We start from the raw sequence: 18,097 nt of genomic DNA on the forward strand, positions 1-18,097 counted from the left end.
GTCACCCGATCATCCGGACCGCCATCCAGCCCAGCACGCCGGCGTTCACCACCATGATGACCGGCGCCGCCCGCGCCACCGCGGACCGCCAGGTGCGCCCCGCCAGATGCCCGGCGAGGCCGACCGCCAGCAGGCTCGGCAGGGTGCCCAGCGCGAAGGCCGCCATGCCGAGCGCCCCGGTCAGCGCGCTGCCGCTCGCCGCCGCCACCGCCACGGCGCCATAGAGAAGACCGCAGGGGATGAATCCCAGCGCCAGCCCAAGCCCGTAGCCGCGCCAGCCCGTGGGGTTGCCGAACAGGGGACGGGCCAGCCTCGACACCCGGTCGCCCCACCAGCGCTGCACCGCGCCGTCGAGCTTCGGCATCCAGGCGGTCAGCCCCTTCACCGCATAGCCGAGGAAGAACAGCGCCGCGAAGGCCAGCAGCGCCACCGACAGCCATTTCAGCCCCGGCAGCGCCCCGACATGGCCGGCGACCATCGCCGCCGCCGCGCCGATCAGCGTGTAGGTGGTGCCGCGCCCCAGATGGTAGGGCAGCACCGCCGCACCGGCCAGTCGGTGGAACTCGCTCATCCGCGAAGCCGGGACCTGCTCCAGCCGGGCGGTGACCTGGGCCAGGACGAAGGGGCCGCACATGCCCGCGCAGTGGGTCGATCCCCCGACCAGCCCGGCGGTCAGCAGCGCCACCAGCAGCCCGCCGTCGCGGTCGATGACGACGGCGCACTGGTTGAGGCCGGCTTCGAGAAGCGTCAGGGCCGAGTGGGTGTCCAAGGCGGACCTCCGGTTGGAAGACCGCCCGTGTATAGGGGAAGCCCGCCGCGAAGGCCATGACCTGAGTCAACGGGCGCCGGCCCGCGCCGGGTCGGCCTTCGGGATCAGGTCTCGGAACCGGACTGCGCCACCTCATGCACCTCGACCGGCTGGGAGGCGTGGCGGTTCATGATCTCCAGCGCCTGCCGCTCGCGCCCGGCGTCGGCCAGATTGACCCACAGCAGGATGCCGCCCTTGTCGAGGTGCTGCAGCATCGGCTCGTTGCGCTTGTCGGTCAGCCAGTTCGACATGACCGAGCCCATGGCGCCGCCGCCCACCCCCGCCGCGGCCGCCGCGGCCGCCGCGGCCAGGGCCGTGCCGCCGGTCGCCAGGACGGCGCCGGTCGCCAGGATCGCCCCGACATAGGCCGGGAACCCCACCGCCACGCCCTTCACGCTGCCGACATCCTCCGGCGAGACGTAGGACTGGCGCGGCGCGTCGGGGTCGTGGGCGATGTCCTCCGCCCGCTCCGGCACATGGCCGAGATGGTCGCGGATGGTCTGGTCGTTGGCGAGCACGCTCAGCTCATGGCGCTGGAAGCCGGCCAGGGTCAGCTCATCGACGGCCTTCTGCAGGGCGTCGCGGCTGGCGAAGATGCCCACGGCCTCGCGCACGGCGCCGCGCAGATGGCCGCCGGAGCGGTTCGCGTTCACATCGTTCTCGAAGGTCATGGCGGTCTTCCCCTGTTGCGCTTCCCGGTCGCTGTTCAACCATGGGCGCGAAGCGGAGGTTCCCGCCGGGACATCGGGCGGCGTCAGGGCGTTCCCGCGGCGGCGGGCGGGGTCACCGTGCCCCGCGGCTCCGGCATGGTGCCGAGGAACCACCACAGGCCCAGCGCGATCAGCGCGGCCTTCACCGCCAGGAACAGGGCGGCGTGGCAGGCGAGCGGGTTGCGGGCGAGCGGGTTGCGGACCATGGGCGGCTCCATTGCAGCGGGTCGCCGTCGCCAAACCGGGCCAAACTGGATAGTATCCCCGGCCGAAAGACGGATCACACACGGATCGCACAAAAGGACGCGCCATGAAACGGTTGCTGATGCTCAGCCTGCTGGCCCTCGGCCTGACCGCCCCCGTCGCCGCGCCGGCCCTGGCCCAGATCAACCTCCTGGAAGGCCCCTCCATGGTCAAGGCGGTGACGTCCAACGACGCCAGCGCGCTGCGGCTGCTGCTGCTGAAGGGGGAGAACCCGAATCAGGTCGACGCCAGCGGACGGCCCGTCCTGCTGGTGGCCATCGGCAACGGCCATCCGGAGCTGGTGCGGCTGCTGCTGGACGGCGGGGCCAACCCCAACCGCGCCGACAAGGCCGGCAACACCCCGCTGCACTACGCGGTGGAGGCCGACGCGCCGGAGGTGGTGGACCTCCTGCTGGCCAAGGGCGCCAAGGTCGACCAGGACAACCGCCAGGGGGTCACCCCGCTGATGACCGCGGCGCGCTTCGGCCGCGTCGATCTGGTGGAGCGGCTGCTGAAGGCCGGGGCGCAGGCCGACCGCACCGACTTCACGGGCCGCACGACGCTGAGCTGGGCGCAGGACAGCCGCAACGCCCGCGTGGCGAACCTGCTGCGCCAGGCCGGAGCGCGCTGAGGCCGCTATGGGCGACGCCCCGCTCACCGCCATTCTCGGCGCCGCCCCCCTGAACGGTCCGGGGCCGCTGTTCCTGCTGCTGCTGGCCCTTGCCATCGACGCCGCAGCCGGCGACCGGATCGGGCGCGTCCTGCCCGACCCGGCGGCGCTGGCGCAACGCGTCTGCGCCTGGGCCGACCGGCGGCTGAACCGGGTGGAGCGCGGCAAGACCGCCCGCCTGCTGCGCGGCGCGCTGGTCGTTCTGGCGCTCGTTCTGGCCGCCGTCGCCGTCGGCCTGATCGTCGAGCGGATCGGCGCGCAGAGCCGCGGCTGGCTGCTGGAGCTGGCGGTGATCCTCGCCACCCTGCGCGGACGGAGCGCCTGGGCGCGGGTGCGCGCGGTGCGCCGCGCCCTGGACAAGGGCGGTGTCGTCCCGGCGCGGGAGGCCGTCGCCCCCCTCACCCGCCGCCACGCCTTCAGCCTGGACGAGCACGGCATCGCCCGCGCCGCCATCGAGGCCGCCGCCAAGGGCTTCGCCCGCAAGCTGGTGGCCCCGGTCTTCGGCTACGCCCTGCTGGGGGTTCCCGGCCTTCTGGTCTGGGCGGTGGTGGACGGCGCCGACACCGCGCTGGGCCACGCCGGCGTCCGGCACGAGCGTTTCGGCCAGACCGCGGCGCGGCTGGACGACGCGCTGAACGCCATCCCGGCGCGGCTGGCGGCGGTTCTGCTGGCGCTGGCCGCGCCCTTTGCCGGGGCGAAGGCCGGCGGCGCCTTCCGCACGATGATGCGGGACGGCGGCAAGGCGGCCTCCCTCAACATGGGCTGGCCGACCGCGGCCATGGCCGGCGCGCTGGGTCTGGCGCTGGGCGGGCCGCACCGCGACGGCGGCGTGGTCATCACCGAAGCCTGGATCGGCGACGGCCGCGCCCGCGCCACCGCCGCCGACATCGGGCGGGCGCTGGCGGTCTACGCCGTGGCCGGGTTGATCCTGGCGCTGCTGGTGGCGCTACTGCTGTGGGGGATCGCGGGGCTATAAAGCGCGGGTGCGGGGGACAAGACTTCACACGGATTGCACGGACGATTTCACGGATTACACGGATTTTTATTTATTTGTCCACTCCATCCCTGTTGCCTCACGCAAGAAAAGCTGGCTTCCGATATATATTATTTAAAAAAATCCGTGAAATCCGCGCGTCGATCCGTGAAATCCGTGTGAAGTCTTGCCCGCCACGCCGCGACCCGCCCAAGAAAAAAGGCGCGATCCCGAGGGACCGCGCCTTTTTCATGTCAGCGGCGAACCGCTGTTACCACTTGGACGCCCGGTGCGCCGGCTTGCCGCCCTGGGAGTCGCGGCGGGCGTGACCGCCGTGCTCGTTGCGGGCATGGTCGCTGCGGCCATGCTCGTTGCGGTTCGCCGGACGGCCCTGCGGACGGCCCGAATTGCCGGCAGACTCGCCACCACCGTTGGCGTTGCGCACCCACGGCTTCTTGTTGTAGCCGCCGCCGTTGCCGCCACCCGGACGGCCACCCGAACGACCCGCCGGACGGCCGCCGCCGCCGGTCTGGAACGGACGCTGCGGCTCCAGGCCCGGAACGACGTGGATGTCGAGGCGGGTGCCGGTGTAGCGCTCGATGCGGAACAGGGCATCGCGGTCGGCGCGGGCGGCGAAGGAGATCGCCACGCCCGAGGCGCCCGCACGGCCCGTGCGGCCGATGCGGTGGACATAGTCCTCCGCCGAGCGCGGCAGGTCGAAGTTGATGACGTGGGTGATGTCGCGCACGTCGATGCCGCGCGCCGCCACGTCGGTCGCCACCAGCAGGCGGACCTGACCGGTGCGCAGGCGCTGGAGCGTGCGGTTGCGCTTGAACTGGTCCATGTCGCCGTGCAGGGCGGCGGCGGCGTGGCCGGCGTCGCTCAGCTCCTCGGCCAGCGCATCGGCGTCGCGCTTGGTGGCGGCGAAGATGATCGCCTTGCCGACCTCGGGCAGGTCCGCGAAGTGCTTCAGCAGGCGGCGCTTATGGTCCATGTCGTCGGCATGGTGCAGGCGCTGCTCGACGTTCACCGAGGTGGTGGCGCTTTCCACGGCGACGCGCACCGGGTTGCGCAGCAGGTTGCCGGCGAGCTGGGCCATGCGGCGGTCCAGCGTGGCGGTGAACAGCAGCGTCTGGCGGTTGTCCGGGCAGCACTTGGCGATGGTCTCCACATCGTCCAGGAAGCCCATGTCCAGCATGCGGTCCGCCTCGTCCAGGATCAGCACCTCGACGGCGCTGAGATCGATGCGGTTGCGCGACACATGGTCGAGCAGGCGGCCCGGCGTGGCCACCATCACATCCACCGCGCGCGACAGCAGGCGGAGCTGGTCGCGGTAGGGCATGCCGCCGACCACGTCCACGATGTTGTACTTCATGAACTTGGCGTACTTGCGGGCGGCGTCGGTGACCTGCTTGGCCAGCTCGCGGGTCGGGGCCAGAACCAGCACGCGCGGAGCGGCCACGCCGAGGCGCGGCAGGTCGACGGTGCGGGTCAGCGCCGGCAGCATGAAGGCGGCGGTCTTGCCGGTGCCCGTCTCGGCGGTCGCCAGGATGTCGCGGCCTTCCAGGGCCGGCGGGATCGCCTCGGCCTGGACCGGGGTCGGGGTGTTGTAGTCGAACGCCTCAAGCGCCTTCACGACGAGCGGGTGGACGCCCAGCCCGGCGAAGGCGTTGGGGGTAACGGTGTCGGTGGTGTCGGTCACGGTCGCGTCGGCGGCGGCAACCTCGGTGACGGCGGTCTCGACGACAGAAGTCTCGGCGACGGCGGTCTCGACAACGAGGGCGTCGGCGGCGGTCATTTCGATGGACGACAAGTAGGGTAACCTTTCCTCAGGACCAAGACGGCGCACGGCCGCCGCACCAGGATGGTGAGCGGTGGAACGCCGGCGTTTTCGCCGGGAGGAGGTCGGAAGAGGGAGAGGCGTCTGTCCGAAGCAACGGGCGACCGGGTCCCAAGGAAGGCCGTCCCGCAATATCAAAGCGCGTCTCGCTCAAGAGACGCGCGAGCCTCCAGCGATCAAGACGCCTTACATAATGGGTTGCGCTGCACAATCCAAGAAGATTCTTTCACGCCCCCGGTCGTGTCGTGTCCCCGGCGGCGGGTGCCTGCCGTGCGCGCAGCGCATCCCGGATCTCCTCCAGCAGAACCTCCTGGCGGGGCGGCGCCTTCGGCTTGGAATCCTGGAGGAAATGCAGGCGGTTGACCTGCCGCACGATGAGGAACAGCGCCCCCGCCACGATGAAGAAGTTGATGAGCGCGTTGATAAAGCGGCCATAGTTGATGGTCGCCGCCCCCGCCGCCTCCGCCGCGGCGAGGCTCTCGTAATGGCCGCCGGACAGGTTCAGGAAATAGTTGGAGAAGTCGATCCCGCCCATGATCCAGCCGATGGGCGGCATCAGCATGTCCTTGACCAGCGAGTTGACGATGCCGGTGAAGGCCGCGCCGATGATGATGCCGACGGCCAGCTCCACGACGTTGCCGCGGCTGATGAAGGTCTTGAATTCCTGCAACATGGCTGCGCTCCCGCTTGTTGACCGGAAGAACGCCACAGCCCAGCCGAAGTTTCCCGGGCCGCAAAAGGAAAGGGGCCGGACCCTGCGGCCCAGCCCCCTCCGAAACGTCCCCGGCGGCGTTCTTCCCGACGGTGCTTACGCCACCTTGCCGTGGCAGTGCTTGTACTTCTGGCCCGAGCCGCAGGGGCAGGGCGCGTTGCGCGGCGTGTTCGCCCAGGCGTTGGGGTCGGCGCCCGGCACCACCGAGGCGGCGGCCTCGCGACGGACCATGCCGGCGGGCAGCGGCGCGTCGGCCGGCGGATAGCCCTGGGCGGCCCCGGCTCCCGCTTCCGCCATGGCCAGCGCCGGATCGTCGCGGCCCTCGTGCATCTCCTGCGGCGGACGGGCGTACAGCTCCTCCGGCTGCGGGGCGATGCGGATCTCGACATGCATCAGCACGGCGGTCACCTGCTCGCGCAGGGTCGTCAGCATGGTCTCGAACAGCTCGAAGGCTTCCCGCTTGTACTCGTTCAGCGGGTCCTTCTGGGCGTAGGCGCGCAGGGAAATGCCCTGGCGGAGATGGTCGAGCTGAAGCAGGTGATCCTTCCATTCCTGGTCGAGGATCTGCAGGAGCAGGCTCTTCTCCACATGGCGCATCGTGTCGGCGCCGTAGGTCTCCACCTTCTCCGCGTATTTGCGGTCGGCCGCCTCGCGGACGCGCTCCTCGATCTCCGGCTCGGCGATGCCCTCCTCCTTGGCCCAGTCGGCCACCGGCAGGTCCATGCCCAGGAGGCGGTTCACCTCCTCGTGCAGGCCGGCGATGTCCCAGGCCTCGGAGTAGGAGTTCGGCGGGATCGCCTTGTTGACCATGTTGGCGATGACCTGATGGCGCATCTCCAGGACGGTCTCGGCGATGTCCTCCGTGTCCATGATCTCGCGGCGCTGCTCATAGACGACCTTGCGCTGGTCGTTCATGACGTTGTCGAACTTGAGCAGGTTCTTGCGGACCTCGAAGTGGTGGGCCTCGACCTTGGTCTGGGCCTTTTCCAGCGCCTTGTTGATCCAGGGGTGGATGATCGCCTCCCCCTCCTTCAGGCCGAGGCGCTGGAGCATGCCGTCCATGCGCTCCGACCCGAAGATGCGCATCAGGTCGTCGTCCAGCGACAGGAAGAACTTGGAGGCACCCGGATCGCCCTGGCGGCCCGACCGGCCGCGCAGCTGGTTGTCGATGCGGCGGCTCTCGTGCCGCTCCGTGCCGACGACATAGAGGCCGCCGGCCTGCTTGACCAGCTCGCGCGCCTCGGCCACCTCGGCCTCGATCTGCTTGATCTTGGCGTCGCGCTCCGGCCCGTCGGGCAGGTTCGCCAGCTCCATCTGGATGCGCATCTCGACGTTGCCGCCGAGCTGGATGTCGGTGCCGCGGCCGGCCATGTTGGTGGCGACCGTGACGGCGCCCGGACGGCCCGCCTGGGCGACGATGTAGGCTTCCTGCTCGTGGTGGCGGGCGTTCAGCACGTTGTGCGGGATGCCGCGCTTCTTCAGCAGCTCGGCGATCAACTCCGACTTCTCGATGGAGGTGGTGCCGACCAGAACCGGCTGCTGGCGCTTGCGCGCGTCCTCGATCAGGTCGATGATCGCGTCGTACTTCTCCGACGCCTTGCGGTAGACCTCGTCGTCCATGTCCTTGCGCTGGACCGGCACGTTGGTCGGCATGTCCACGACCTCAAGGCCGTAGATCTCCGCGAACTCCGCCGCCTCGGTCATTGCCGTGCCGGTCATGCCGGCCAGCTTCGGGTAGATGCGGAAGTAGTTCTGGAAGGTGATGGAGGCGAGCGTCTGGTTCTCGCGCTGGATCGTCACCTTCTCCTTGGCCTCCAGCGCCTGGTGCAGGCCTTCCGAGTAACGGCGGCCCTCCATCATGCGGCCGGTGAACTCGTCGATGATGATGACCTTGTCGTCCTTGACGATGTAGTCCTTGTCGCGCTGGAACAGCGTGTAGGCGCGCAGCGCCTGCTGGGCGTGGTGGACCAGCGCCACGTTCTGGATGTCGTAGAGGCCGCCCGACTTCAGCAGCCCGGCCTCGGCCAGAAGCTGCTCCATATGCTCCTGCCCGGCCTCGGACAGGCTGACCGTGCGGTTCTTCTCGTCCATCTCATAGTCATCCCGCGTCAGCTGCGGGATCAGGCGGTCGACCTGGATGTACATGTCCGACGAATCGGTCGACGGGCCGGAGATGATCAGCGGGGTGCGCGCCTCGTCGATCAGGATCGAGTCGACCTCGTCGACGATGGCGAAGTTGAAGGGCCGCTGGACCATGTCCTCCAGCCGGAACTTCATGTTGTCGCGCAGATAGTCGAAGCCGAATTCGTTGTTCGTGCCGTAGGTGATGTCGGCGGCGTAGGCGGCGCGGCGCTCATCGTCGTCCAGCCCGTGCACGATGCAGCCGGTGGTCAGGCCGAGGAAGCCGTAGATGCGGCCCATCCAGGAGCTGTCGCGCGAGGCCAGATAGTCGTTCACGGTGACGACGTGGACGCCCTTGCCTTCCAGCGCGTTCAGATAGACGGCCAGCGTGGCGACCAGCGTCTTGCCTTCGCCGGTGCGCATCTCGGTGATCTTGCCCTGGTGCAGGACCATGCCGCCCATCAGCTGCACGTCGTAGTGCCGCTGCCCCAGCACGCGCTTGCCGGCCTCGCGCACGGTGGCGAAGGCGTCGGGCAGGATGGCGTCGAGCGTCTCGCCCTGCGACAGCCGGCCGCGCAGCCAGTCGGTGCGGGCGCGCAGCGCGTCGTCGGAAAGCGCCGCCAACTCGGGCTCCAGCGCGTTGATCTGCTGGACGGATTTTTGCAGCGCCTTGACGGTGCGCGTGTTGGCGGTGCCGAAAATCTTGCGGGCGAGAGCACCGAACATGAAAACCTCGGGGGTGGAACGTCGTGAAGCCGGCTTTTTGACCGGTCTCACATAGGCCCGAAGCAAGTTTCTGTCAACGAGACCCGCCCCTTTGCCCGGCCCTTTCAGGCGCGCGTCGCGGGGGTGCCGGCGCTGCATGAAGCGTGGGTCGGCGTGTGGCGCGCCCTGGAAGCACCACCGTTCCGCCGCCATATCGCCTTGAACACGGTCGAAGGAAGGCGCCGAAGGTAGGCGTCACGGCCGCGCATCACGACCGCTTGCCCCGCGCCGCGAACCCATGCTTAATCCCCCGCGGATTCGGGCGCGGGGCCGGATCGTCCGCACAGCCACCGCCAATCAACGGCCGCCGCCAATCATAAGACGTTCTGTCATGCCATTGACCGTGACAAGACACATCCGCCGGAAGGAAAAGACTCCATGGTGAATCGAGTGTTCCGCGCCGCCCTGCTGTCGATGGCCGCCTGCGGCCTCGCGCTGGCCGCCCACGCCCAGACTCCGGCGCCGACTCCGGCTCCCGCGGCCACGCCCGCCCCCGCCGCGCAGGCCGCCCCCGCCACGGCGGACGCCGATCCGGTGGTGGCGCGCGTCAACGGCGAGGCGGTCCACCGCTCCGACGTCCAGCGCATGGTTGCCCAGCTTCCGCCGCAGGTGCAGCAGATGCCGCTGGAGATGATCTACCCGGCGGTGATCGAGCAGCTCGTGAACTCCAAGCTGGTGGCCGAGGCCGGCTACAAGGCCAACCTCGCCGGCACGCCGGAGGTCAAGGACGAGATCAAGCGCGCCGAGGAGCGCGCGGTGCAGCGCGCCTACATCCAGAAGGAGGTGCAGTCGCGCATCACCCCGGCCAAGCTGGACGAGGCCTATCAGGCCTTCCTGAAGCAGAACCCGGCCCAGGAAGAGGTGAAGGCCAGCCACATCCTCGTCGAGAAGGAGGATGAGGCCAAGGCGATCATCGCCCAGCTCAAGAAGGGCGGCGACTTCGCCAAGCTCGCCAAGGAGAAGTCCAAGGACCCGGTGGCCGCCGAGCAGGGTGGCGACCTCGGCTACTTCACCAAGGACACGATGGTCGAGCCCTTCGCCGACGCCGCCTTCGCCATGAAGAAGGGCGAGGTGAGCAAGGAGCCGGTGAAGACGCAGTTCGGCTGGCACATCATCAAGGTCGAGGACAAGCGCACCCAGCCGCAGCCGACCCTGGACGAGGTGAAGCCGCAGCTCGAGCAGCAGCTCAGCAAGGACATCGTGACCAACGTCGTCGAGGACCTGCGCAAGGTCGCCAAGGTCGAGACCTTCCAGCTCGACGGCTCGCCGATGCCGAAGGAAGAGCCGGCCCCGGCCGCGCCGGCCCAGAGCGCTCCGAAGGCCGAAGAGCCCAAGAAGAACTAAGGTCCGGCAGCGGTTGCCCCCACCCTTCCCACGGCTGACGCCGCGGGCCCCTTCCCTCCCCCGCTTCGCAAGGGAGGGACTTGATCCCCTCCCCCGCCCAGCGGGGGAGGGTTAGGGAGGGGGCAAGCGCCCGCACATCAACACCCTCACCCCCGCTCCACCAGCCCCACGAGCCCGTCCCCATGGCCACGACCGTCTCCCCCTTGGCACCCGCCGGCTTCCCGACGCTCCCGCCCGTCGCGGGCGTGCGCATCGCCACCGCCAACAGCGGCATCCGATACAAGGGCCGTGACGACCTGATGCTGGCCGTGCTCGACGAGGGCACGACGGTGGCCGGCGTGCTGACCAAGTCGCTGACCTGCTCGGCCCCGGTGATCTGGTGCCGCGACAGCCTGCCCCGCGGCTCGGCCCGCGCGGTCGTGGTCAACGCCGGCAACGCCAACGCCTTCACCGGCAAGGCCGGCGACGCCACCGTCCAGGCGACCGTCGAGGCCGCCGCCAAGATTGCCGGCTGCGCCACCGACGAGGTCTACGTCGCCTCCACCGGCGTGATCGGCATCCCGCTGGCCGCCGACGCCATCGCCAGGGTGCTGCCGGGCATGGTCCCGGCGCTGAAGGACGACTCGGCGGCGCTGGAGGCCGGGGCGCGGGCCATCATGACCACCGACACCTTCGCCAAAGGCTCGACCCGTCAGGTCGCCATCGGCGGGACGACGGTGACGATCAGCGGCTTCGCCAAGGGCTCCGGCATGATCGCGCCGGACATGGCGACCATGCTGGGCTTCCTCTTCACCGACGCGGCCATCGCCGCCCCGGCGCTGCAGTCCATGCTGTCGGAGTTCACCGAGCGCAGCTTCAACGCTATCACCGTGGACGGCGACACCTCGACCAGCGACACGCTGCTGCTGTTCGCCACCGGCAAGGCCGGCAACGCCCCGGTGACCGACGCCAACGCACCGGAACTGGCCGCGTTCCGCAAGGCGCTGGAGGAGGTGATGCTCGACCTCGCGCTGCAGATCGTGCGCGACGGCGAGGGGGCGACCAAGTTCGTCTCGATCACGCTGGTCGGCGCCGAGAACGATGTGGCCGCCAAGCGCATCGCGCTCACCGTCGCCAACTCCCCGCTGGTCAAGACCGCGCTGGCCGGTGAGGACGCCAACTGGGGCCGCATCGTCGCCGCCATCGGGCGGGCCGGCGAGCGGGCCGACCGCGACCTCATCAAGATCACCATCGGCGGCACGCTGATCTGCGCCGAGGGCATGGAGGTTCCGGGCTACGACGAGGCGCCGGTCGCCGCCCACATGAAGGGCCAGGAGATCGACGTGCACGTCGACCTGGGCATCGGCACCGGCAAATCCCGCGTCTGGACCTGCGACCTGACCCACGGCTACATCGACATCAACGGCTCCTACCGGAGCTGAGATCGAAGCGGAGACCATGACCGGCGCGCCCCTGCCCGACCACCTCGACACGGCGCGGCTGACGCTCCGCCCCTTCCGCCTGGAGGATGTGGAGCGTTTCGCGCCGCTGATCGGGGAGTGGGAGGTGGCGCGCTGGCTCGCCCGTGTGCCCCACCCTTACGGCCTGGAGGACGGGCAAGCCTGGGTCGCCCTGGCCGCCCGCAACCGGGCGGAGCGCGCGTCGCTCGACCTGCTGGCGATCCGTAAGGACGACGGGCAGCCGGCGGGCGGCATCGGGGTGATCCTGGCGGACGGCGAGGTCGGCTATTGGCTGGGCCGGCCGCACCAGGGGATCGGCCATGCCACAGAGATGCTGCGTGCCGTCATCCCCGCTGCCTTCGCGCTGGGCCTGCCCCGTCTGTGGGCGCGGATCGCGCCGGACAACCACCGCTCCCGCCGCGTGCTGGAGACGGTCGGCTTCCTGCCGCTCGACGATGCCGACCACTATGAACTGACCGCCGGACGCTGGCGGTTCCTCACCCCGGAGACCGCCTGATGCCGGCCTGCTTCGATCCCTCCTCCACCCCGGCCCCCGGTTCGCTGCCGACCCTGCTGGTCGTCGCGGTCGCTCTGGTGGACGCCGACGGTCGCGTCCTGCTGGCCCAGCGCCCACCCGGCAAGTCGCTGGCCGGGCTGTGGGAGTTCCCCGGCGGCAAGGTCGACGCGGGCGAGACGCCGGAGGCCGCCCTGGTCCGCGAATTGAAGGAGGAGTTGGGCATCGACACGGCGGCGAGCTGCCTCGCCCCCTTCACCTTCGCCTCGCACAGCTACGAAAAGTTCCACCTTTTGATGCCGCTGTTCGTCTGCCGCGTCTGGGAGGGCGATGTGATGGCGCGGGAGGGGCAGAAGCTCGCCTGGGTCTACCCGAACCGCATGGGCGACTACCCCATGCCCCCCGCCGACGTGCCGCTGGTGGCGATGCTGCGCGACCTGTTGTAGCCGGCCGAAGAGCGCCACAGTTTTTCCCGCATCGCGCGATGCGCCACCCTTGTCCCCGCAGCTCTTCCGGATTGCGTCTTCACGAATCGGGCGATCTGTGCCACATCATAGCCGTTGCGTTCGGGATCGCATCCCGGCCACCAGATTCTGACCCGAACACCAGATTCCAAATCGTCCAGAGACGGACCCGCATCTGAACCGCATCGGCGTGGACTCGCTCTTCAATTTCAAGGCCCCTCCGGCGGAACCGGCCCAGGACCCTGACGGCAACCCCGCCCTGGAGGTGCTTCGGTCGGTCTTCGGCTATTCCGCCTTCCGCGGGCAGCAGGCCGACATCATCGCCCACGTCATCCGTGGCGGCGACGCTCTCGTCCTCATGCCCACGGGCGGCGGCAAGTCGCTGTGCTATCAGGTGCCGGCGCTGGTGCGCGACGGCGTGACGGTGGTGGTCTCGCCACTGATCGCGCTGATGCGGGACCAGGTGACGGCGCTGCGCGAGCTTGGCGTGCGTGCGGCCTTCCTCAACTCCTCCCTCGACGCCGCCGAGGCGCGCGAGGTGGAGCGGGCCATGGTCCGCGGCGAGATCGACCTCGTCTATGTGGCGCCGGAACGTCTGGTCACCCCGCGCTTCCTCGATCTGCTGGACCGCACCAAACTCGCCCTCTTCGCGCTGGACGAGGCGCATTGCGTCAGCCAGTGGGGCCATGATTTCCGGCCCGAGTATCTCCAGCTCTCCATCCTGCACGAGCGGCACCCGACCGTGCCGCGCGTCGCGCTGACCGCCACGGCGGACGCGCAGACCCGCGCGGAGATCAAGGACAAGCTGGGGCTGACCGAGGCCCGCGTCTTCCTGTCCAGCTTCGACCGGCCCAACATCACCTACCGCGTCGTCCCGAAGAAGAGCGAGCGCCAGCAGATGCTGGCCTTCCTGCGGGAGAACCACCCCGAGGACGCCGGCATCATCTATTGCATGTCGCGGGCGAAGGTGGAGGACACCGCCAACTGGCTGAACCAGCAGGGGCGGGAGGCGCTGCCCTACCACGCCGGCCTGCCGCCGGAGGTGCGCGAGGCGAACCAGGACCTGTTCATCAAGGGCGAGGGCATCGTCATGGTGGCGACGGTGGCCTTCGGCATGGGCATCGACAAGCCGAACGTGCGCTTCGTCTGCCACCTCGACCCGCCCAAGAGCCTGGAAGCCTACTACCAGGAGACCGGCCGCGCCGGGCGCGACGGCCTGCCCGCCGACGCCTGGATGAGCTACGGCATGGCCGACGTGGTCGGCCTGCGCCAGATGCTGGAGCAGTCGGAGGCCGGCGATTCCCACCGCCGCGTCGAGCGCTCCAAGCTGGAGGCGCTGCTCGGCTTCTGCGAGACCTCCGCCTGCCGCCGCAAGGTGCTGCTGAACTATTTCGGCGAGACGCTGGAGGCGCCCTGCGGCAATTGCGACACCTGCCTGGAGCCGGTGGAGACCTGGGACGGCACCGTCGCCGCGCAGAAGGCCCTGTCGGCGGTCTACCGCACCGGCCAGCGCTACGGCGCCGGGCATCTGATCGACGTGCTGCTCGGCAACGCCACGGAGAAGGTGGCGCAGCAGGCCCACGACGCGCTGAAGACCTTCGGCTGCGGCAAGGAGCTGTCGAAGGCGGAATGGCAGTCGGTCTACCGCCAGCTCGTCGCCGCCGGCTACCTGACGGTCGATCTGGAGGGCTATGGCGGCTTCCGCCTGACCGACGCGGGCATCCCGGTCATCAAGGGCCAGCAGACGGTGAAGCTGCGCAAGGACCCGGTCGTCGAGAAGCGCCGCGGCGTCCACGACGCGCTGCGCCGCCACGTCTCCCGCGGCGGCTCCGCCTCCTCCAGCGGCTTGGCCGGCGGCCTGTCCGGCGAGGGCGTGTCGCGGGCGGGTGCGCGCGGCGCCCTGTCGCCGGCCGACGACGCGCTGTGGCATGCGCTGAAGGACTGCCGTACGGAACTCGCCCGCGCGCAGGGGGTGCCGCCCTACGTGATCTTCCACGACAGCACGCTGCTAGAGATGGTCGCGACGCGGCCAATGGACCGCGCCGCCTTCGCCCGCCTGCCCGGCGTCGGCGCCCGCAAGCTGGAGCGTTATGCCGACCCCTTTTTGGACGTCATCCGCCAGAAAGGATAATTTTATCCATCTCCCAAAAAAGCGCTTGCGCCGGTCCGCCCCCCCGGTTAATTTCCGCGCCCACGACGCACCGACGTCGACGCCGCAGTAGCTCAGGGGTAGAGCAACTGATTCGTAATCAGTAGGTCCGGGGTTCAAATCCCTGCTGCGGCACCACTCTAAGGCCCTGGAAGGTAACGCCTTCCGGGGCCTTTCCATATGTGGCATGACTCATCGCGCCCTTTTCCCAGCAAGGCCGATGTCCCAACCGTCCACCCTCACCGACCTTGCCGCCGCCTTGCGCCGGCCCGTGACGAGCGGGCACGACCTGAAGGCCATCGAGACGCTCTGCGAGACCTTTCTCGACCGGCCCAAGGCCGAGCGGGCGCGGGCGGCGCGCGAATTGCCCCGGCTGGCGCCGGAGGCCGACACGGTCCTGCTGCTGTCAGCCATGGCCGCCGTCTCCGGCGACCTGCGCTATTACGACGAACTGCTCGACGCGGTGGAGGGCAACATCGCTCAATCCGGGCTGGAGGGGCTGCTGCACATCCACGCCGGCATCGGGCGCCAGCTCTTCCTGATGCGCATGAACCCGGCGAGCCGCCCCGGCTTCGTCGAGGAACGGCAGTTCCCCTTCTACCGCCGCATCCTCGACGAGATCCGCCGCCGTCAGGCCATCGTCCCACCCGCCCGCCGGGCCGGGGGAGCGGACAGCGGGCGGGTCGTGCTGGTGACCAACCAGTTCCTGTCGCTGCGCCACCAGCCGTCGCGCGACCTGCTGTCCTACGCCGCCCTGCTGGAGGACCGCTGCGGGCGGGAGGTGGAGATCCTCAACACCAACATCATGCCGACGGAGGTGCACAGCCTGTTCGTGCCCTCCTTCGCGGCGTCGGTGGAGCCCGCCCTCTCCGGGGATCAGCGGATCGAAGCGGACGGGCGTACCTACCGGATGCTGTCCTCGGTCGAGCCCTGCGTCAGCCCCGGCAAGATCGCCGGGTTCCTGGACGCGATCGCGGCGCTTGATCCCGACGCCGTGCTGTCGCTCGGCGGATCGTGCGTCGTCGCCGACCTGATGGCCGGGGCGCGCCCCACCCTGTGCATCCCCACCACCACCGGGACCACCTTGTCGCTGGCCGACATCGTGCTGGATTTCGGTGGCGGCGCGGCGCCCGACCACGGGCCGCTGGCCCGCTCCTGGCGGCCCTTCCGCTTCCTGCATTCACTGGCCGGGGCCACCCCGACGAAACAAGGATCGCGCGCCGCCTTCGGGCTGGAGGAGGAGGCCCTCGTCTGCGCCGTCGTCGGCAACCGGCTGGACGATGAGGCGGACGGCGCCTTCCTCGCCATGCTGGAGGCGCTGTTCGACCGCGTGCCGCGCGCCGTCGCCGTCTTCGCCGGGCACGCCGAGGCCCTGCCCCGGCGGCTGGCCGCGTCACGCCATGCAGCACGGCTGCGCGGCCTGGGCTATGTGTCGGACATCGGCGCCCTGCTGGCGGTCTGCGACGCCTATGTGAATCCCCGGCGTACCGGCGGGGGCGCCAGCGCCGCCGAGGCCCTGGCCGCCGGGGCGGTGCCGCTGTCGCTCCCCGGGGGCGACGTCGCCAGCGTCGTCGGTCCGCGCTTCGTCCACCCCGACTACGGCGCCTTCGTCGAGCGGCTGGCCGCTCTGGCCGCCGACCCCGCCGCCTTGGCCGCCGCCGCCGCGGAGGCCCGCGTCCAAGGGTCGCGGCGCGCCGGGCCGGCGGAGGCCGCCGCCGACCTGTCGCGGTATCTCGACGAGGCGGCGGCGCTGTTCCGCAGCCGGCGTCCGTCGGAAGAGTGATCCGGGCCGCCGCCGTCAACCGCTTTATCGCACAGGCGGAGCAAACTCCCGGCTTGCTTTGGCGCCGGTGCCTTTCCAATATTCCGCGCTCCCCGACCGGGCGTCCGCTGGGACGCCACGGCGGGTGTCTTATTTTCTGCAACGAGGACCTTTTCATGCGCGCCTTCGACGGCCAGCATTCCGACAACGTCGCCATCAAGCGCACGCGGGAGCAGAAGCAGCTTCAGCTCCAGCAGTTGAAGGAGCAGCTCGCCACCCTGAAGTCCCACGCGGCCCCGGCGATCCGTGAAGCGCTGGTGAAGCGCATCGCCGAGCTGGAGGTGGAGATGCGCCAGCCGCCGAAGCCGCCGCGCGAAGGTCGCGGCGACGGTCCCCGTGGCGAGGGGCGCGGCCCCCGTGGCGATGGTCCTCGCGGTGACGGCCCCCGCGGTGACGGCCCCCGTGGCGACGGTCCCCGCGGCGACCGCCCGCGCCGCGAGGGTTTCTCCCGCAGCGAGAGCTTCCGGTCGGATGGCCCGCGCGGCGACGGGCCGCGCGGTGAAGGCCCCCTTTCGCCCTTCGCCTCCCCGCGCCGCCGCGGCTGAACCGCGGAACCCGCCTTGACGCCTCCAGCCCCCAAAGCGCCCAGCCCAATGAGCCGCCAGCCGTGAGCGACAACGCCTCCCCCGCCCGCCGCCGCCTGTTCGATCAGGCGTGGCTTCTGATGATGTTGCCGCCGCTGTTCTGGGCCAGCAACGCCGTCCTGGGCCGCGCGGTGTCGGGCGAGGTGCCGCCGGTCGGGCTGGCCTTCTGGCGCTGGACGCTGGGGATGCTGCTGGTGCTGCCCTTCGCATGGCGGCACCTGCGGCACGACGCGCGGGCGCTGGCCGCCCAATGGCCGGTCGTGCTGCTGCTGTCGGCGCTGGGCATCGCCGTCTTCAACACCTTCCTCTATGTGGGTCTGCACACCACCACGGCGCTGAACGCGGTGATGATGCAGTCCTCCATGCCGGTGCTGATCGTGCTGATGAGCCTAGCCCTGTTCGGCGACCGCGTGACCCCGCGGCAAGGGGTGGGCATCGCCGTGTCGCTGGCCGGCGCCCTGACGCTGATCGCGCGGGGCGACCCGGCGGTGCTGATCGGGCTGCAGCTCAACGCCGGCGATTTGTGGGTGCTGGCGGCGGTGCTCGGCTACGCCGCCTACACCGCCCTGCTGCGCCGCCGCCCGGCGGTGCATGGGCTCAGCTTCATCGCCGTCACCTTCGCGGGCGGGGCGGCGATGCTGCTGCCCTTCTACCTGTGGGAAAGCATCGGCGGAAACCCCATGCCGATCACCCCGACGGCGTTGGGGGCGGTCGCCTACGTGGCGCTGTTCCCGTCGATCGCCGCCTATCTCTGCTTCAACCGCGCCGTGGCCCTGGTCGGCGCCAACACCGCGGGGATGTGCATCCATCTGATGCCGGTGTTCGGGAGCATCCTCGCCATCCTGTTCCTCGGCGAGCAGCCCCACCTCTACCACGCCGCCGGCATCGGGCTGATCGCGGCGGGCATCCTGCTGGCGACCCGCCGCGCCAAGACCTGAA

The 18,097-nt window shown here is 70.1% G+C and carries 16 protein-coding genes and 1 tRNA gene; 11 read left to right on the plus strand and 6 right to left on the minus strand.

The window, feature by feature from the left end:
- Position 1 precedes the first annotated feature (1 nt).
- The 3 genes from D3869_RS06530 to D3869_RS33005 all read right to left on the minus strand — a co-directional run bounded on the left by D3869_RS06530 (position 2) and on the right by D3869_RS33005 (position 1,724).
- Entirely contained in the window at positions 2-769 is a 768-nt protein-coding gene (locus D3869_RS06530) for a sulfite exporter TauE/SafE family protein (protein WP_137139395.1), read from the minus strand.
- Between the two features lie 104 nt (positions 770-873).
- The gene (locus tag D3869_RS06535) at positions 874-1,479 is read right to left on the minus strand and encodes a general stress protein (RefSeq protein ID WP_137139396.1); all 606 of its coding nucleotides are present in this window, start codon (positions 1,477-1,479) and stop codon (positions 874-876) included.
- Between the two features lie 83 nt (positions 1,480-1,562).
- Positions 1,563-1,724 (minus strand): hypothetical protein, encoded by a 162-nt coding sequence (locus D3869_RS33005; RefSeq protein ID WP_175426408.1) that lies wholly within the window; start codon positions 1,722-1,724, stop codon positions 1,563-1,565.
- A gap of 104 nt (positions 1,725-1,828) precedes the next feature.
- On the opposite strand from D3869_RS33005, the gene D3869_RS06540 reads away from it, so the two are divergent.
- Together D3869_RS06540 and D3869_RS06545 are read left to right on the plus strand one after the other, a co-directional pair.
- Positions 1,829-2,392, plus strand: a complete 564-nt coding sequence (locus D3869_RS06540; protein ID WP_137139397.1) for an ankyrin repeat domain-containing protein — start codon at positions 1,829-1,831, stop codon at positions 2,390-2,392.
- Between the two features lie 7 nt (positions 2,393-2,399).
- Positions 2,400-3,407 carry a cobalamin biosynthesis protein CobD/CbiB gene (locus D3869_RS06545; RefSeq protein WP_137139398.1) on the plus strand — a complete coding sequence of 336 codons (1,008 nt, stop codon included), beginning with the start codon at positions 2,400-2,402 and terminating at the stop codon, positions 3,405-3,407.
- Between the two features lie 268 nt (positions 3,408-3,675).
- On the opposite strand, the gene D3869_RS06550 is transcribed toward D3869_RS06545, so the two are convergent.
- The 3 genes from D3869_RS06550 to secA form a co-directional block, all read right to left on the minus strand.
- Complete coding sequence (locus tag D3869_RS06550; RefSeq protein ID WP_247895748.1) at positions 3,676-5,217, minus strand: DEAD/DEAH box helicase; 1,542 nt, start codon at positions 5,215-5,217, stop codon at positions 3,676-3,678.
- Between the two features lie 253 nt (positions 5,218-5,470).
- A complete protein-coding gene (mscL, locus tag D3869_RS06555; RefSeq protein WP_137139399.1) occupies positions 5,471-5,917 on the minus strand; it encodes a large conductance mechanosensitive channel protein MscL in 447 nt (148 codons plus the stop codon).
- 135 nt (positions 5,918-6,052) lie between these two features.
- Positions 6,053-8,803, minus strand: a complete 2,751-nt coding sequence (secA, locus tag D3869_RS06560; protein WP_137139400.1) for a preprotein translocase subunit SecA — start codon at positions 8,801-8,803, stop codon at positions 6,053-6,055.
- Between the two features lie 417 nt (positions 8,804-9,220).
- Between secA and D3869_RS06565 the strand changes: the two genes are divergently transcribed.
- The 9 genes from D3869_RS06565 to D3869_RS06610 all read left to right on the plus strand — a co-directional run bounded on the left by D3869_RS06565 (position 9,221) and on the right by D3869_RS06610 (position 18,096).
- Positions 9,221-10,186, plus strand: coding sequence for a peptidylprolyl isomerase (locus tag D3869_RS06565; protein ID WP_137139401.1), 966 nt, complete (start codon positions 9,221-9,223; stop codon positions 10,184-10,186).
- Between the two features lie 182 nt (positions 10,187-10,368).
- Entirely contained in the window at positions 10,369-11,607 is a 1,239-nt protein-coding gene (argJ, locus tag D3869_RS06575) for a bifunctional glutamate N-acetyltransferase/amino-acid acetyltransferase ArgJ (RefSeq protein ID WP_137139402.1), read from the plus strand.
- A gap of 16 nt (positions 11,608-11,623) precedes the next feature.
- A complete protein-coding gene (locus D3869_RS06580) occupies positions 11,624-12,142 on the plus strand; it encodes a GNAT family N-acetyltransferase (protein ID WP_137139403.1) in 519 nt (172 codons plus the stop codon).
- Entirely contained in the window at positions 12,142-12,585 is a 444-nt protein-coding gene (locus D3869_RS06585) for a (deoxy)nucleoside triphosphate pyrophosphohydrolase (RefSeq protein ID WP_051140063.1), read from the plus strand. The genes D3869_RS06580 and D3869_RS06585 overlap by 1 nt, the downstream gene beginning before the upstream one ends.
- A 208-nt stretch (positions 12,586-12,793) precedes the next feature.
- Entirely contained in the window at positions 12,794-14,734 is a 1,941-nt protein-coding gene (gene recQ, locus D3869_RS06590; protein WP_137139404.1) for a DNA helicase RecQ, read from the plus strand.
- An 81-nt stretch (positions 14,735-14,815) separates the two neighbouring features.
- Positions 14,816-14,890 (plus strand) — tRNA-Thr (locus tag D3869_RS06595).
- Positions 14,891-14,972: 82 nt separating this feature from the next.
- Positions 14,973-16,535: a glycosyltransferase gene (locus D3869_RS06600; protein ID WP_137139405.1), complete on the plus strand. Its 1,563-nt coding sequence runs from the start codon at positions 14,973-14,975 to the stop codon at positions 16,533-16,535.
- Positions 16,536-16,690: 155 nt separating this feature from the next.
- On the plus strand, positions 16,691-17,119 hold the full coding sequence (locus tag D3869_RS06605) for a hypothetical protein (RefSeq protein ID WP_137139406.1): 429 nt from the start codon (positions 16,691-16,693) through the stop codon (positions 17,117-17,119).
- Positions 17,120-17,181: 62 nt separating this feature from the next.
- On the plus strand, positions 17,182-18,096 hold the full coding sequence (locus D3869_RS06610) for a DMT family transporter (protein WP_137139407.1): 915 nt from the start codon (positions 17,182-17,184) through the stop codon (positions 18,094-18,096).
- The last annotated feature ends 1 nt before the right edge of the window (position 18,097 follow it).

This window comes from Azospirillum brasilense, from assembly GCF_005222205.1.
Classification (GTDB): Bacteria; Pseudomonadota; Alphaproteobacteria; order Azospirillales; family Azospirillaceae; genus Azospirillum; species Azospirillum brasilense_G.